The organism is Streptomyces gobiensis (assembly GCF_021216675.1).
Taxonomy (GTDB): Bacteria; Actinomycetota; Actinomycetes; order Streptomycetales; family Streptomycetaceae; genus Streptomyces; species Streptomyces gobiensis.
Genome location: NZ_CP086120.1, coordinates 5,662,415 through 5,677,358, shown reverse-complemented (window position 1 = coordinate 5,677,358; position 14,944 = coordinate 5,662,415). Strand labels below are relative to the sequence as shown.

Here is a 14,944-nt window from a genome sequence, read left to right as displayed (position 1 = left end):
GACATCCCACAGCCGACCGGCGGGAACATCAGCAGAGCGTCCGGACTGCCAAGCGCTGCGGACGTCTGCCTCCCGGGCGCCAGCCGATACGGCCCAGGACAGGGTAGAGCTTTGGACTGTCACGGCAGGGCCTCCTCCTCTTGTCCGTCTGTCTGCTTGATGACGGTGAGCAGCGAGGCGACGCAGTCGGCGGCGGTTTGCAGATGGGCCATGGCTCCGTTAAGGCCGGTGCAGGTGGCGGAGTGGACGTGCTGGGCGCTGAGGATGCGGTCCTCCCATTGCGCCCGTTCGCGGGAGCCGTACGGTGCCCGGTCGCGGTAGAGGCGGGCGATGCCCAGTAGCGCGGCCAGATGCTGGTGCAGCCAAGCGACGTAGACCCGGAGCGGCTGAGCGCTGCGATCCTGGTTCTGTGCCAGAGCGCAGGCGCCCTGGATGCGCAAGGTCAACGGAAGCGAAGGCGACGCATGTCACCGGTACCAAGCAGCCCCACCGTGCACCGTCACCAGCTCAGTGCCAAGCTGCAACAGCTGCGCAAGGCTACCGACCTGGAAATCGAGCAGGTCACCAAGGAACTGCGCTGCTCGCAAACCCGAGTGAACCGGATCGAGACGGGCAAGGGACGCGCAGCCGCCAAGCCGGGTGATATGAACAAGCTATGCACGCTGTAAAGCGTCACCGACGAGAAGAAGATCCAAATGCTCCTCTGCATCCTCACGGTGAACTCTCCCCGTTTCGGTATCCGTTTCACACGGCCCCCCAGACCGTGACGGCGCAGGCCGACCACCACATGATCGGCAAGACGGGTCCTGAGCGTTCTCCTTGCGGCCATTGACCCAGCGCTCGATGGCCTTTTGAGAAGCCGTGCACACCCATTGCTGAAGCAGTGAATCTGTGCTTCAGTCTTTGCCATGCCCTACCGACGTACCCCCGCAGTGCAGGCTCGTATCGACGCGCAGCGCGAGGCGGTACTGGCTGCGGCTGTCGGGCTGCTGTCGGAGCATGGCTATACCGGGTGCTCCATGTCGGCCGTCGCCGCGCGGGCTGGTGTCGCGACGGGCAGTGTGTACCGGCATTTCCCCAGCAAGGCCGATCTCGTGGTCGAGTTGTTCCGGACGGTCGTCTCGCGTGAGGTGGCGGCGGTGTCAGAGGCGGCCGGACGCCAAGCCGGACTGGTCGAGGACATCGTCGCGGTGGTGGAGACCTTCGCAGGGCGGGCGCTGAAGTCTCCGCGGCTGGCGTACGCGCTGCTGGCGGAGCCGGTCGATCCGGCCGTGGACGCGGAACGGCTGGTGTTCAGGCGGGCGTTCCGGGATGTGTTCGCCGAGCGGATCGCCGAGGGCGTGCAGCGCGGCGTACTGCCGGCACAGGATCCGCAGCTGACCGCGGCCGCGCTGGTCGGGGCGGGAGCGGAGGCACTGATCGGCCCGCTGTCCGAGCCAGCGGTTGGCCCGGGCACCGTTCCCGCTCTGGTCAGGTTCACCCTTCGAGCTCTGGGAGCATCCGATGGCGATCACGCACGAAGTCACCAACCAGGCCCCGCCGCTGACGGAGTATGACGTAGCGGCGTATCCGGCGCTGCTGGAGGGCCTGCGCCGCGAGGGCGCGGGGTGGGCGGAGGACGAACTGCACAAGCTTGGCGTCCTGGCCGGCAGTGAGCAGGCCCAGGAATGGGCCCGACTGGTGGAGGCGAATCCTCCGGTGCTGCGCACCCACGACCGGTATGGCCACCGCATGGACGAGGTCGAGTTCCATCCGCACTGGCACCGCCTGATGGAGGTGGCCGTGGCGCATGGGCTGCACGGTGCCCCGTGGCGGGACGAGCGCGTCGGTGCGCATGTGGCCCGTGCGGCGAAGATGTACGTCTGGGGGCAGAGCGATCCCGGTCATCTGTGCCCCATCTCGATGACCTACGCGGCGGTGCCCGCGCTGCGGGCCGAGCCGGAGCTGGCGCAGGTCTATGAGCCGCGGCTGGCCTCTCCCGTCTACGACTTCGGGCTGCGCGAGCCGCTCACCAAGCGCGGGCTGATCGCTGGCATGTCGATGACGGAGAAGCAGGGCGGTTCGGACGTACGGGCCAACACGACGCGGGCCGTGCCCGCCGATGCCGGGCGCTACGCGCTGACCGGGCACAAGTGGTTCACCTCCGCCCCCATGTCGGATGTGTTCCTCACCCTCGCTCAGGCTCCCGGCGGTCTGTCCTGCTTCCTGGTTCCGCGCGTGCTGCCGGACGGCACCCGCAACGCGATCCGGCTGCAGCGGCTCAAGGACAAACTCGGCAACCGCTCCAATGCCTCATCGGAGATCGAGTACGAGGGTGCGCTGGGCCAACTCGTCGGGGAGGAAGGCCGCGGGGTCGCTACCATCATCCGGATGGTGAACCTCACCCGGCTGGACTGCGCGGTCGGTTCCGCGGCGGGGATGCGGCAGGGTGTCGTCCAGGCGGTCCACCACGCCTCTCACCGCCGGGCCTTCGGTGATCTGCTCGTCGACCAGCCGCTGATGACCAATGTCCTGGCCGACCTCGCCATCGAGGCCGAGGCGGCGACGGTGGCCGGGATGCGGCTGGCCGGTGCCGTCGACCGTGCGGCCGCCGGCGACACCGCGGAAGAACTTGTCCGCCGGATCGGGCTGGCGGTCACCAAGTACTGGGTGTGCAAGCGGGCGCCCGCGCACGCCGCCGAGGCCCTGGAATGCCTGGGCGGCAACGGATACGTCGAGGAGTCGGGCATGCCCCGGCTGTACCGTGAGGCGCCGCTGCCCTCCATCTGGGAAGGATCGGGCAACGTAGCCGCCCTGGACGCCCTGCGGGCCATGGCCCGGCAACCAGAGACGGTCGAGGCGTTCTTCGCCGAGGTCGAGCAGGCAACCGGGGCCGACCGCAGGCTGGACGCCGCGGTCACACGGCTGCGCAAGGAACTCACCGACCTCGACGACATCCAGTACCGGGCGCGCCGGACCGTCGAAACGATGGCCCTCATCTTCCAGGGCTCCCTGCTGCACCGCCACGGTCACCCAGCTGTCGCGGACGCCTTCTGCGCCTCCCGGCTCGACAGCGACCGGGGCGTCGCCTTCGGCACCCTGCCCTCCGGTGTGGACACCACGGCCATCATCGACCGCGCCCGCCCCTTGGGAGCTGGCCATGAGTGAGCCGATCCGTACCGAAACCGAAGCCGGGGTGCGCTCCCTCGTCCTGTCCCGGCCCCAGGAGTACAACACCATCACGCCTCAGCTCCGGGACGCGCTGGCTGACGCCATCGACGCCGCCGACGCCGACCCCGACGTCCGCGTCATCCTGCTCCGGGCCGAAGGACCGGCCTTCTGCGCGGGCTACGGCCTGGACTGGTCCACCCAACTGCAGGCAGCCGAGGCACAGTCGGGCCGGGCGTGGGACTCGCTGATGGACATGCGCGTGATGTCCACCTTCGTCGACACCTATATGAAGCTCTGGTATGCCACCAAGCCGGTCATCTCGGCGGTACAGGGCTGGTGCATCGCCGGCGGAACCGACATGGTGCTCTGCTCCGACATCGTGATCGCGGGCGAAGGAGCGACCTTCGGCTACCCGCCCTCGCGCGTATGGGGAACGCCCACCACGGCGATGTGGGTCTACCGGCTGGGTTTTGAGAAAGCCAAGCGCTATCTGCTCACCGGAGACGAGATCCCCGCCCCGGAAGCCGTCAAGGCCGGGCTGATCCTCGAATGCGTGCCCGACGGGCAGCTCCTTGGCCATGCCACCGCGTTCGCACGGCGGATGGCCCAGGTCCCCGTCAACCAGCTGCAGATGCTCAAGCTGCTCTGCAACCAGACGGCGGAGAACATGGGGCTGGCCTCCAGCCGTACCCTGGGCACCTTCCTCGACGGTGTGGCCCGGCACACGCAGGAAGGACAGGACTTCGTCGCCCGCTCGGCCGAGGCGGGGTTCCGCCAGGCCGTACGCGAACGCGATGACCCGTTCGGCGACTACGGCTCCCGCCACCGCTGACCGGCGGACAGCGACCGAGGAGGCAGCCACGACATGGCACCCGACACCGTACGCGTCCAACACCAGGACGCGGTGACCACGATCAGCCTGAACCGGCCCCAGGTCCGCAATGCCGTGGACCGCGCCACCGCGTCGGCGCTGGCCGATGCGTTCCGCGCCTTCGAGGCCGACCCGGACGCGTCCGTCGCTGTCCTCCACGGTGCAGGAGAGGCCTTCTGCGCCGGCGCCGACCTCAAGGCCATCAGCGCTGGCGACGGCAACCGGGCGGCCGCGGACGGCGACGGCCCGATGGGCGTGTCCCGGATGCGGCTGTCCAAGCCGGTCATCGCCGCCATCAGCGGACACGCCGTGGCAGGCGGCCTGGAGCTGGCGCTCTGGGCGGACCTGCGGGTGGCCGACGAGAGCGCGGTCTTCGGCGTGTTCTGCCGACGCTGGGGCGTACCGCTCATCGACGGCGGCACCGTGCGGCTGCCCCGGCTGATCGGCACGAGCAGAGCCATGGACCTGATCCTCACCGGCAGACCGGTCGACGCGGCCGAAGCCCTGCACATCGGGCTGGTCAACCGTCTCGTCCCGGCCGGAGAGGCGCTGGCCGCAGCGCAGGAACTCGCAGCGCAGATCGCAGGGTTCCCGCAGACCTGCCTGCGCCACGACCGCATGTCTCTCATCGAACAGCACGGTCTCGACGAGCCCGCGGCACTCGCCAGCGAGTTCACACACGGCACCGTGTCGCTCGCAGCCGACGCAACTACCGGGGCGGCCAGGTTCGCCTCGGGGGCCGGGCGCCACGGCACCTACGACCGAAGCGAAGCCGCAGGTGGTTCAGCGTCTGCGCAGCCGCCGCAGCACCAGCCAGCTCAGACAGCCCAGTACCGTGGCCAGGCCCGTACTCCAGGCCAGGAGCGGTACCGGCGCTGATCTGACAGCTGTCTCGCGCCCGGGCAGTGGGGGCTCGGCCGAATCGAACGCCGGCTGGTCACCCGCGGCCAGGGATCGGGTCCCGCCACACAGCGAAGCGGTCAGGCGGGGCCCGGCATCGCGACGCTCATCGGCGAAGACCAGGAAGGGCCCAGCCCCGCTGATCTCAAGTCCACAGGCAGCGGCCGAATCGGCGGTCGCCACCTGTTGCAGGGCGTGCACATCACCCTTGTACACCTCGGTGACCTCGAAAGTGAGCGTGGCTTCCCGCCGATCGGTAAGAGTCGCGGAGAACACCGCGTCCGCACGGCCGAAATACACTGACTCGCCGCTGGGCACACACGAGCACGCATAGGCCGGACCGGCCGTGAGTACCGCGCCCAGGGGGATGACCACAGCCGCCACCACCATCGCCGCAGCGACCAGCGCAGCGGTCCGTATCCGATCGGCGAGCACGTCGTCCTCCCTCTGTCTTTCCTGGCACCCGTCCAGACCCACCGACGGTGCCGAAGGTTGTACGGCAGCGGTGGTGATAATCAGGAGGGCGGGACCTGGCCAGGACCGGGACGCGGACCGAACGCCGCGAGACGGGCCGTGCGCCGGGCCAGGTCGCTGATCCGCGATCCGTCGAAGCCGAAGACCGCGCTGCGCACCCGGTCCTGCAAGGGCTCGGTCCACTGGGACGGGATGGCGGACGCCCCGCACAGCACCCCGGCCACAGACCCGGCCGTGGCGCCGCAGGAGTCGGTGTCCAGACCGCCGAGCACGGTCAGCGTGACCGTGCGGGTGAAATCTTCTTCGCCCCACAGCACTCCGGCGGCGATGATCCCGGCGTTGGGCACGGCGTGGATCCAGTGCAGCCCCTCCGCGTACCGGTCCAGCTCACGCAGCGCATCCTGCCAGCTGGCCCCCGCGGCATGCAGGCCGAGCATCCGGCGCACCATCTGCCCGAGCCGGCTGTCACCGGGCACCGACTCCAGGCCAGCCTCCACCGCCGCCCGCGCGGACGGCGCCGTGAACGCAACCGCCACCACGGCCGCTGCCCACATCGCCCCGTACACCCCGTCACCGGTGTGCGAGAGCACAGCGTCACGCCGGGCGAGCCCGGCCGCCCGGTACGGAGCACCGGGGCAGACCCACCCGAAGACATCCGCCCGGATCAGCGCGCCGATCCACTCCTGATAGGGATTGTCGACCGTGGCCGTGTGGGGCGGCTGAAGACCGTTGACGAGATTACGGTAGACGGCCCGCTCCGCGGTGAACGTCTGCAGGTAGGGCATCCGCAGCAGCCACACCGTACCAACGTCCTCAGTGGTGAGGACACCGCCGAATCCGGCGGGTCCAGCACCGGGATGTAGTCCTCCAGCGGCAGCGCCCCGGCCCGCTCCAGATAGCCGCGGATACGTTCGCGCGTCCAGTGCTCACCCTGCTCCACCGGCTTGCCGAGCATGTTCCCGGCGACCCGGCCCAGCCAGCCGCCGTAGATCTTGTCCTGCTGTCTGTCGTCCATACCGGACGACTACCCGCAGCCCGATTCCGATCTCTTCCAGCCGGTCATCCAGGCGTCACCCGGCCACCACGGCCGGTGACACCGCGGACTTCAAGAACATCCGCGGACTGCCGCCGCCGTCCGCCCGGACCGACCACAGGTCGGCACCGAAGTCGCCGGGCAGGGCATAGAGGAGGGTGCGGTCATCCAGCCACAGGGCCTGGTCGTCAACGCTTCCGCGCTCGGCCAGTGCGGTCTCCCGTCCCGTTGCCAGGTCCAGGACGTGGAGCCGCCAGGGGGCTTCGGCGGGGAGGCCCCGGACGCGTTTTTTGAAGGCGACGCGGGTGCCGTCCGGGGAGAGGGAGGGACACTCGGCGTTGGTGCGCAGCGTGCGCACGCTGCGGCGGGCCAGGTTTCCCTTGACCAGGTAAGTACGGCCCGCGGTGGCGAGGGTCGCGTAGAAGTGGCGGTCGTCGGCGGTAAAGGTGACGCCCCAGAAGTTGTGGTCGGCTGCCCGGTCACGGCGGCCGTCCTTGACGACGGTGAACTCCTCCAGGCTGGCGTGCAGGGTGCCCGTACGGGTGTCGTAGACCGCGGTACGGGTGGAGAAGTCGCCGCCCGCGTAGGAGTCGCCGCTGACGAACACCGTCCAGGCGACCAGCCGTCCGCTGGGCGAGACCCGCGCCCGGGTCGGTACGCCCGGCAGGGGGAACCTGCGGACCGGCCGCAGGCCGGCGTCGAGGAGGACGGCCTCGTGGCCCGCTATCACTCCGCTCTTCCGGCGCAGGCAGATGCCGGTGCCTGCGGCTGCGTGGAAGCGCAGGCAGGTGCGCGGGGCAGCGGTGCGTGAGGCCGAGGGGGCGGCGAGCGCGACAGAGGAGACGTGGTCGCGCTCGGGACCCCAGGCCAGGTTGCGGAAGAGGAGACGGCCGCTCTGGCGCAGGTCCACCGCGCCGGCCCGGGCAGTCGGCTGTCCGGGTGCGGTCCGCTCCCGGCGGTCCGCGCGGTCGGCGGCGCGGACGGTATAGACGACGGCCACGGTGGCCAGGACGGCGGTGGCCAGGACGAGAACGAGCACACGCGTGCGGATGCCGCGGAGGGTTCCGGGATCAGTTCCGGGATCATCGTTCATGCGGTGCTCCCTTGTTCAGTACGGCGACCGTGATCACGGCGGCGGCCAGGCCGGCGGCTGCGGCGGTGACGGCTCCGCCGGGGCCGAGGTACATCCACGCGGCGCCGAACAGGACCGAGCCCGCGAATCGGGCGAGGGCCTGAGCGGTCTGCACCAGGGCGAGTCCGCTGGTCCGCAGGTGCTCCGGCAGCAGCGGGCCCGCCGCGGCCATCAGCACGCCGTCGGTGGCCGCGTAGAAGGCGCCGAGCAGGACCAGCACGCACACCGCCGCTGCCAGTGCGCTCGGCCATGGCGCGAGCACCAGCAGGTAGGCGATGAGCAGCACGCCATGTCCGGCGAGGAAGACCCGCATACGCCCCGCACGGTCAGCGGCCCTGCCCATGGGCACCGCGAGCAGCAGGAACGCGGCGGCGGTACCGATGGGCAGCAGCGGGAAGTACGCGGTGGGCAGGTCGAGGCGCTGTTGCAGCAGCAGGTAGAGGAACGCGTCGCTGACGGTGACCAGTCCAAGGAGCGCGGCCGCCAGGCACAGCCGTGGCAGGCCGGATGTACGGGCGAGGGTGCGCAGCGCCCGTACAGCGCTGGGCGGCAGGCCGCCTGGGGGCCGCGGCCGGGGTGTGCGGATGTCGCGGACGAAGAGCGCGAGCAGCAGTACGCCCAGGGCGGCCGCGCAGAAGCTGACGACGAACACGGCGTCGTAGCCGTCGCTGACCGCCCACAGCACCGCGAAGGCGACGAGCGGGCCCAGCAGGGCGCCCGCGGTGTCCATCGCCCGGTGCACGCCGAAGGCCCGGCCCTGCCCGTCGGGCGGGCTGGACAGGGAGATGAGCGCGTCGCGCGGGGCGGTGCGCAGCCCCTTGCCGGTGCGGTCGGCGGCGAGCACGGCGCCGATCGCCCAGGGCGTGGCCGCGGCCAGCAGGGCGAGCTTGCAGCCGGCGGACAGGGCGTAGCCCGCGCCCGCGACCAGTTTGCGGCGCTGGGTGCGGTCGGCGCCGTAGGCGCCCACCAGCCGGAACAGGGCTGAGGCCCCCTGGTGGACGCCGTCGAGGGCGCCGAAAGCCAGCGGGGACATCCCCAGGCCGACGACGAGGTAGAGCGGCAGAACGGCGGTGACCATCTCCGCGGAGACATCCGTGATCAGGCTGACCAGGCCGAGGGCGACGACGTTCCCGGCGACGGCGCGCCGTGCGGTGCCACCGGGCCTGCGCAGGCTGCGGACTGTGCCCGCTGCGGCATCGGCGGCGCGGCTGGCCGACACGTACACGGATGTCTCCTTCCGGTGCGGGCGGGGAAACGGCCAGTGCTCAGAACCAGTTGATGGTCAGGGGGAAGGCGGCTTGGGCGGTGGCTTTGGTGGTGTCGGTTGCGGTGGCGGTGATCCGGAAGGTGCCGGTCTGCCAGGGCTGGCCGCTGATCTGGCCGGTCGAGGCGTTCATCGACAGGCCGAAGGGCAGCCCGGAGGCACGGTAGGTGTACGGCGCCTGGCCGCCGGTGGCCGTGATCTGGATGCCGCAGGCCTGGATGAACCGGCAGGTCTGCGCCCCCGGGTCGGCCAGGACCAGCCCATCACCGGGAGGCGGGTCGTCGCCGCCGGTGCCGAAGACCTCGGTGATGGGGGTGGCGCTTCCCGCGTTGCCCGCGTGGTCGGTGCCATAGATGTCCTCGAAGGTCCGCAGCAGGTTGTAGTGGTTGTACGCGCCGCCGAAGCTGCCCTGCTTGACGTGCGCGCCGTGGAAGACCGTGGCGATCCGGTTGCCGGCGAGGTAGTTGTCCTCGTCGAAGGTCACCACGAGCAGGCTGTTGTTGCTTTTCGCCCACTGCGCGTACGCGCCGAGGTTGTTCTTCAGCCAGGTGTCGCCCGTGCTGACCGGGCAGTCGTGCATGTCGTTGCACATGTCCGGGATGACGAAGGAAAGCGTGGGCAGCTGGCTGAAGTCGTCCTTGGGGAACTGCGCCCACGTCTTCCCCGTGGTGAGCGGGACGTTGTTGAAGGCGAACCACGGGTTGTGCTTCTGGGCGTAGCGGCCGCTGGTACACACGGTGGAACCCTCGCTCGGCAGTGCCTCGTTGTAGCTGGCGAAGGTCTTCCCGACGGCGATCAGTTCCTGGGCGAGGTTGGGCGCGTTCAGCGACTGGGGGGTGAAGCAGTCGTTGCTGGTGATGCCCTGGGTGCCTCCGGAGAAGAGGTTGAAGTAGTTGGGCTGGCTGGGGTGGGTCAGTGCCTTCATCGCGGTCAGGCTGGCGCCGCCGTTCGCGAGCTGGTTGATGTAGGGGGCGTTGGGGCTGCCGATGATCTCGCCGTACTGCTTGTTCTCGAAGACGACGACGACCACGTGGTCGTAGGCGGGGAGCGCGGCGGCCGCGGTGCGTGACGGGGTGGCCTCGGAGTTCGCGGCCCTCGACTCGCCGGTGACCATGGCGGTGATCAGGCAGAGCGCGCCGAAGATCCCGACGGCCGTTGCCCGCCAGCGCCTCTTGGGCCTGCTGGCGGTGCTGTGAGGGGTTCGATGGTGCATGGCTGGGGATGGCATGGGGTGGTACCTCCTTGTCGGCTGTGTCAGTGCTCGCGGCGGGCTGCGCCGGCCACGGCGATATTCACGAAGCGGGGTACGGGCCGTGTCAGGCTGTGGAAGTCGCTGACCACGGCGGCACGGACCGCGGTCATCCGGTCGTGCGGCACCAGCATCAGCGCGCTGCGCCCCGGCCGGCCCTGGGGCCACCACGCGCCCAGGGCCCCCGCGCGCAGCGCGCAGCGCACCGCCCTCCCGATGTCGGTGCCGTTGTCCGGGTCTTGGGCGCATGCGGCCAGTGGCCCGCCGAGCGCCCGGCCCAGCGCCGCCGGGTCGCCGCCGCGCAGCAGCCGTACCACGTGCGCGGACTGGAACGGTGGTGGCGGACAGTTGGGGGGATCGCCGTCACGGGGGGCGAGCAGCACCAGCCGTGCCCCGTACGCGGCCGGGTCGAAGGGCACGTGCCGCTGCCGCCCGTCGCCGAGCAGCAGGGCCGCCCTGCCGGGCTGGGCGAAGAGCACCGCCCGCCGCAGCGCCTGGCTGCCGCCGGGGGCTGCGGCTCGGATGAGGGCGGCCAGCCGGGCGCGGGAGGGGGGTGGTAGCGGGTGTGTGGCGTGGGCGTCGGCGACGGCCAGTGCTACGACGCAGTCGAGCGGTTCGGCGGTGGCCAGCCCGGCTGCGGGGGTGAGGGTGCCGTGGACGTGCAGATCGATGCCGCCGCGGGCGTATCCGGCGCGGGCCAGGGCGCGGATCAGTGCGTACGGCCTCGCTGCCCAGCCGGAGGGCTCCGGGGGCGGCCCGGTGAGGGGGAGGTCGCGGCTGCGGGCCGGGTGGCTCAGGGAGCTCAGGCGCACCAGGCCGTCCTCGCGCGGGGCGGCCGCGGCCGCCACCTGCCAGTCGGCGGCGGCCACCAGGTCCGGTGTGCCGAGGTGGAAGGCGTGCGGGGCGCTCCACAGGGTGGCGGCTTCGCGGCCGTGCGCCTCGGCGAGGGCGTGCGCGACCAGGCGCAGCAGCGGGTCGGCGGTGGGGCGGTGGATGAGGGTCTTCATATGCTCGCCCCTCGTTCTTTCCGTGCGAGCAGGCGGTAGGCGTTGCCGCCGTCCGTGCGGCGCGCCACCGCCGTACGCAGCGCGTCCAGGGCCGCCGCCGGGGCGTAGGACGCAAGCGCGGCGGCCCGTACGGCGTGGCGGGCGGCGCGGCGGGCGGGGGTGTCGGGGCGGGTGGCCCAGGGGGCGGCCGGGTCGGGGGCGAGCCGGTTGGCGGTGAGGGCGACGGCGCCGACGAAGTCGTTGTGCTGGTGGGCGGGCCCGTGCTGCTCGGTGAGAAGGGTGAAGCCGCGCTCGTACAGGGCTTGTCGGAGGTTGGCTGCGGGGATCAGGTGCTGGTGCTGGGGCTGGAACCACGGCAGCCAGTGCGGTCCCAGCAGGTGTGCCATGCGCGATGCGGGGTCGGGAAGCTCGATGAGCAGGTGGCCACCGGGCGTCAGTACGGTCGCGGCGGCGTCGAGTTCGGCGAATGGGTCGCGGGTGTGCTCCAGATAGTGGTACATGCTGACCGTGTCGTACTGGCCGGCGAGACGGTGGGCGTACTCGGGGAACTGGCCCTGGTAGCCGGTGCTGACCCAGCCCCGGCGTTCCGCCTCGCGCACACCGTCGCCCATGTCGAGGCCGTCGAACCGGGTGCCGGGCCATACGGCGCGGGCGGCGTTGCAGAAGTGGCCGTGTCCGGTCCCGACATCCAGCCAGGCGGTGGGGGTGGCGTAAGGCCTGAGCAGTTCGGCGCGGTCGAGATAGGAGCCGCCCAGGCGGCCGAAGACATGTCCGCTGCCGGCGGCGCCGAGGCCGTCGTAGAAGTCGCGGTAGTAGAAGTCGAGGCCGCCTGGGGTCAGGCGGGGATTCTGGAAGATGTGCCCGCAGGACCGGCACTGTTCGAGGGTGAAGCGGCCGGGCTTGCCCTGCAGCAGGTCGGGCACGCGGACCCGTACGGCGAGCTGTGCGCAGCCGCACCAGGGGCAGTCGGTGCGGCGCGGCTCGAAGAACCGGTCGGTACCGGCGGCGAGTTCAGCGGCGTAGCGGGACCGCGGCGCCGCCGGGCTGTCGGCCTTCGCGGCGTGCTGGGGGTGCGCGGCGGTGCGCAGGGCGGAGGTCAGGGAGCGCAGCGGCCGCGCGGCGGTGGCGGGGGCGAGGTCGGCGGGGTGCAGGGGGCTGCCGGGCCCGAGCACGAGATACGGCTGCAGCCAGTACAGCGCGGCGGCGGCCGTGCCCCAAGGGGGGCACGCGGCGGCGGACAGGGCGAGCATGCCCAGACCGGCCAGCTGGGCCGCGGCCGTCGGCCGTGGTGGCAGTCCCTGGGCGCGGAGTTCGGCGGCCCGCAGCTGGGGGGACAGGGCCGGAGCCCGCAGCCCGGGAGCGATGGCCAGGTCGGTGGCGGCGGGCGCGTACTGTTTCACCCGGTGGGCGAGGTGGAGGAGTTCCGCCGTGCCGGGCCGTGTGTGCGGGTCGAGCCCGGCGCGCTTGCAGACATCATCGGTGACGAGCACGGCGCACCCGGCGCCGCGGCCCGGGGCCAGCCGGTCGCCCCGGTAGCCAGCCGGGTCGACGAGCCGCAGCAGGCCCAGGGCTTGTTCGGCACCGAGATCGCCCGGGATCAGATCGAGAACCTGCAGGTTCTCGCGCTCGGCATACTGGAGCGCGGCCCGCCGGGTGGCGTCGTCAACGTGGACCCCGCGGGCGCTGATCAGCTGCCAGCCGAGGGCTTCCGGTGGGCCCGTGGGCAGGCCGGGTGAGGCGGTGTGAGGGGGCAGCACGGGCAAGGCATGCAGCCGGCGGCGGGCACGCAGCACGCCGGCGGTGAGCGCGGTCAGTGCGGCGGCGGCAGTCCACCGCAGATGCTGAGGTGAGGTCATATCAGCTTCTCCAACCGGTCGGCCGCGGCGGCGGCCCCGCCGGCTGCGGCAAAGGAGGCCTGGACGCGCCGGGCCGCCCGGCGGTGGCCGGGGTTGCCGAACAGGACGGCGGTGAGCGCGGCGTGCAATTCGTCCGCCCGGGCCCGTCCGAAGCGGGTCCGCACCCCCGCCCCGGACGCGGTGACCTGCTGGGCGACGATCGGCTGGTCGTCCCGGATGGGTGCGACAACCAGCGGCAGACCATGGGCGAGCGCCTCGCACACCGTGTTGTGCCCGCCGTGGCAGACCACGGCGTCAAGGTGCGGCAACAGCCGGAGTTGCGGGATGAACTCCTGAAGCAGGACATGTTCGGGCACCTCACCGACCAGCTCCGCCGGGGCGGCGAGGATCACCTGTACGCGGTCGGCCAGCCGCTCGGCAGCCACGAGCATCGCCGCGTAGAACCGGCCGCCCGCCTCCCGGTTGAGCGTGCCGAGCGAGACCAGCACGCGGCGCCGCCCGGGGTCGAGCCGTTGCCACGGAAAGTCACCCGCCGCCGGGCGGGCCCCGAACGCGGGCCCGACGAAGGCGTAGTGCTCCGGGTACGCACCGGATTGCCGCTCGCCCAGCAGCTCGGGTGTGGAGAAGACCAGGACCAGCCGGTCAGAGAACCGCGGGTCCCAGCCGCCGGGCGCACCGCAGTCGGCCAGCAGAGCGGCGATCCGGCCCGCCACCCACTTCCCCACCTTGGGGAAGCCCGCGAACGGCGCGGTGAGCTCGGCGGAGGTGGTCGCCGACGTCACCCACCGCAGCCCACGCCGCCGCGCGACGATCGCCCCGGCCAGGGCCTGCTGGTCCGCGACGAGCACATCGGGCGCGTACGCGTCGACGGCCGCCGCCACGCCCGGCAGCATCGCGTGCGCCAGCGGTATGAGCGCCTCCTCCCACAGGAAGCGCAGGGCGGCGACACCGCGCAGATCGCGCCACTGCTCGTGCAGGGCGGCGTAGTCCCCGGAGTCCGAGCCGGGAACGGCCCCGGTCCCGTCCCCGGACGGCAGGAGCCGGGAGCCGGGGGGCAGCATGGGAGCCAGGACCTTCGCGGGGCCGGTCCAGGCCACCTCGTGCCCCCGCGCGGTGAGTTCGGCGGCGACCGCGACCGTGGGGTTGACATGCCCCGCCAGCGGTGGAACCACGAACAGGACCCTCATGCGACCACCGCCGGCTGGCGGGCTGCGGCGTCCAGCCACCCCAGGACGGCGCTTCGCAGGGCGCCGGTGCTGTCCTGGAGCACGTCGTGGCCGCGGCCGGGCAGGATCCGCACGGTGCAGCGGGGTGCGTGCCGGGCCAGTTCCCGTGCGCCCGGGACCAGCTCCGAGTGCTCCCCGCAGACGACCAGCGCCGGGCAGCGCAGCCGGGTGTAGTCGGCGGGGGTGAACGAACGGTTCGCCGCGATGTCATCGATCAGCGTGGTGCTGTTGAGCAGTGCGTCGGCGGTGGCGGTCAGCCGGGCTGCCTTACGCAGCCTGAGCGTGGCGAGCTCCTCGGGCACGTGGCTGCCTTCCAGGCTGAGCGCGGCGACGGAGAGCGTATCGAGCATGTTCTCCACCCAGCCGCCGCTCAGCGGAGGTTCAAGCAGGACGAGCCCGGCGACAAGGTCCGGCCGGGCCAGCGCGGTATGCAGGGCGAGCGTGCCGCCGTAGGAGTTGCCGATGAGGTGCACCGGGCGTCGGCCCAGGCCGAGGACGGCGAGCAGGGCGGCCAGATCCTGTACGGAGGTGGCGCGGTCGTAGCCGTGGGCGGTCCGCTCGGTGCGGCCGTGGCCGCGCTGGTCGTACAGCACCACGTCGTGGCCCGCCTGGGCGGCGGGGACGGCCAGGGGACAGTAGAAGCTGGAGAGGTTGTCCACGACCAGGCCGTGCAGGAAGACGGCCACGGGCAGCCCACCGGTGTCTGCTGCGCTGCGGCCGCTGCCGGGCAGCCGCTGGACGTGGAAGCGCAGGGAGTTGGCGAGGATCTCGGCCATGGCGCC

The 14,944-nt window shown here is 71.9% G+C and carries 14 protein-coding genes and 1 pseudogene; 5 read left to right on the top strand and 10 right to left on the bottom strand.

Features of this window, described 5'->3' with window-relative positions; genetic code table 11:
• Nucleotides 1-119: 119 nt before the first annotated feature.
• Complete coding sequence (locus test1122_RS26430; RefSeq protein ID WP_232267089.1) at nucleotides 120-446, bottom strand: hypothetical protein; 327 nt, start codon at nucleotides 444-446, stop codon at nucleotides 120-122.
• An 18-nt stretch (nucleotides 447-464) separates the two neighbouring features.
• Here test1122_RS26430 and test1122_RS26425 point away from each other — a divergent pair, with 18 nt between their 5' ends.
• The 5 genes from test1122_RS26425 (at nucleotide 465) to test1122_RS26405 (ending at nucleotide 4,900) form a co-directional block, all read left to right on the top strand.
• Nucleotides 465-668 carry a helix-turn-helix domain-containing protein gene (locus tag test1122_RS26425; RefSeq protein ID WP_232267090.1) on the top strand — a complete coding sequence of 68 codons (204 nt, stop codon included), beginning with the start codon at nucleotides 465-467 and terminating at the stop codon, nucleotides 666-668.
• Nucleotides 669-908: 240 nt separating this feature from the next.
• The gene (locus test1122_RS26420) at nucleotides 909-1,556 is read left to right on the top strand and encodes a TetR/AcrR family transcriptional regulator (protein WP_232271680.1); all 648 of its coding nucleotides are present in this window, start codon (nucleotides 909-911) and stop codon (nucleotides 1,554-1,556) included.
• Nucleotides 1,504-3,147, top strand: a complete 1,644-nt coding sequence (locus test1122_RS26415; RefSeq protein ID WP_232271679.1) for an acyl-CoA dehydrogenase family protein — start codon at nucleotides 1,504-1,506, stop codon at nucleotides 3,145-3,147. The genes test1122_RS26420 and test1122_RS26415 overlap by 53 nt, the downstream gene beginning before the upstream one ends.
• A complete protein-coding gene (locus tag test1122_RS26410) occupies nucleotides 3,140-3,982 on the top strand; it encodes a crotonase/enoyl-CoA hydratase family protein (RefSeq protein WP_232271678.1) in 843 nt (280 codons plus the stop codon). The genes test1122_RS26415 and test1122_RS26410 overlap by 8 nt, the downstream gene beginning before the upstream one ends.
• Before the next feature lie 33 nt (nucleotides 3,983-4,015).
• Nucleotides 4,016-4,900 (top strand): crotonase/enoyl-CoA hydratase family protein, encoded by an 885-nt coding sequence (locus tag test1122_RS26405; RefSeq protein WP_232271677.1) that lies wholly within the window; start codon nucleotides 4,016-4,018, stop codon nucleotides 4,898-4,900.
• Here the strand turns inward: test1122_RS26405 and test1122_RS26400 are convergent.
• The 9 genes and pseudogenes from test1122_RS26400 to test1122_RS26355 form a co-directional block, all read right to left on the bottom strand.
• Nucleotides 4,805-5,356: a hypothetical protein gene (locus test1122_RS26400; protein WP_232271676.1), complete on the bottom strand. Its 552-nt coding sequence runs from the start codon at nucleotides 5,354-5,356 to the stop codon at nucleotides 4,805-4,807. The two genes, test1122_RS26405 and test1122_RS26400, sit on opposite strands and share 96 nt — an antisense overlap.
• An 80-nt stretch (nucleotides 5,357-5,436) precedes the next feature.
• A pseudogene (locus tag test1122_RS26395) lies at nucleotides 5,437-6,410 on the bottom strand (ADP-ribosylglycohydrolase family protein).
• Nucleotides 6,411-6,465: 55 nt separating this feature from the next.
• Nucleotides 6,466-7,521 (bottom strand): TolB-like translocation protein, encoded by a 1,056-nt coding sequence (locus test1122_RS26390; protein WP_232271675.1) that lies wholly within the window; start codon nucleotides 7,519-7,521, stop codon nucleotides 6,466-6,468.
• Nucleotides 7,511-8,785 (bottom strand): MFS transporter, encoded by a 1,275-nt coding sequence (locus tag test1122_RS26385; RefSeq protein WP_232271674.1) that lies wholly within the window; start codon nucleotides 8,783-8,785, stop codon nucleotides 7,511-7,513. The genes test1122_RS26390 and test1122_RS26385 overlap by 11 nt, the downstream gene beginning before the upstream one ends.
• A 40-nt stretch (nucleotides 8,786-8,825) precedes the next feature.
• Complete coding sequence (locus test1122_RS26375; RefSeq protein WP_479685732.1) at nucleotides 8,826-10,052, bottom strand: alkaline phosphatase family protein; 1,227 nt, start codon at nucleotides 10,050-10,052, stop codon at nucleotides 8,826-8,828.
• Nucleotides 10,053-10,078: 26 nt separating this feature from the next.
• Nucleotides 10,079-11,080 carry a galactokinase gene (locus tag test1122_RS26370; RefSeq protein WP_232271673.1) on the bottom strand — a complete coding sequence of 334 codons (1,002 nt, stop codon included), beginning with the start codon at nucleotides 11,078-11,080 and terminating at the stop codon, nucleotides 10,079-10,081.
• Entirely contained in the window at nucleotides 11,077-12,936 is a 1,860-nt protein-coding gene (locus tag test1122_RS26365; protein ID WP_232271672.1) for a class I SAM-dependent methyltransferase, read from the bottom strand. The genes test1122_RS26370 and test1122_RS26365 overlap by 4 nt, the downstream gene beginning before the upstream one ends.
• Nucleotides 12,933-14,123 carry a glycosyltransferase gene (locus test1122_RS26360; protein ID WP_232271671.1) on the bottom strand — a complete coding sequence of 397 codons (1,191 nt, stop codon included), beginning with the start codon at nucleotides 14,121-14,123 and terminating at the stop codon, nucleotides 12,933-12,935. Before test1122_RS26360 ends, test1122_RS26365 begins: the two co-directional genes overlap by 4 nt.
• Nucleotides 14,120-14,938: an alpha/beta fold hydrolase gene (locus test1122_RS26355; protein ID WP_232271670.1), complete on the bottom strand. Its 819-nt coding sequence runs from the start codon at nucleotides 14,936-14,938 to the stop codon at nucleotides 14,120-14,122. The genes test1122_RS26360 and test1122_RS26355 overlap by 4 nt, the downstream gene beginning before the upstream one ends.
• Nucleotides 14,939-14,944: the final 6 nt, after the last annotated feature.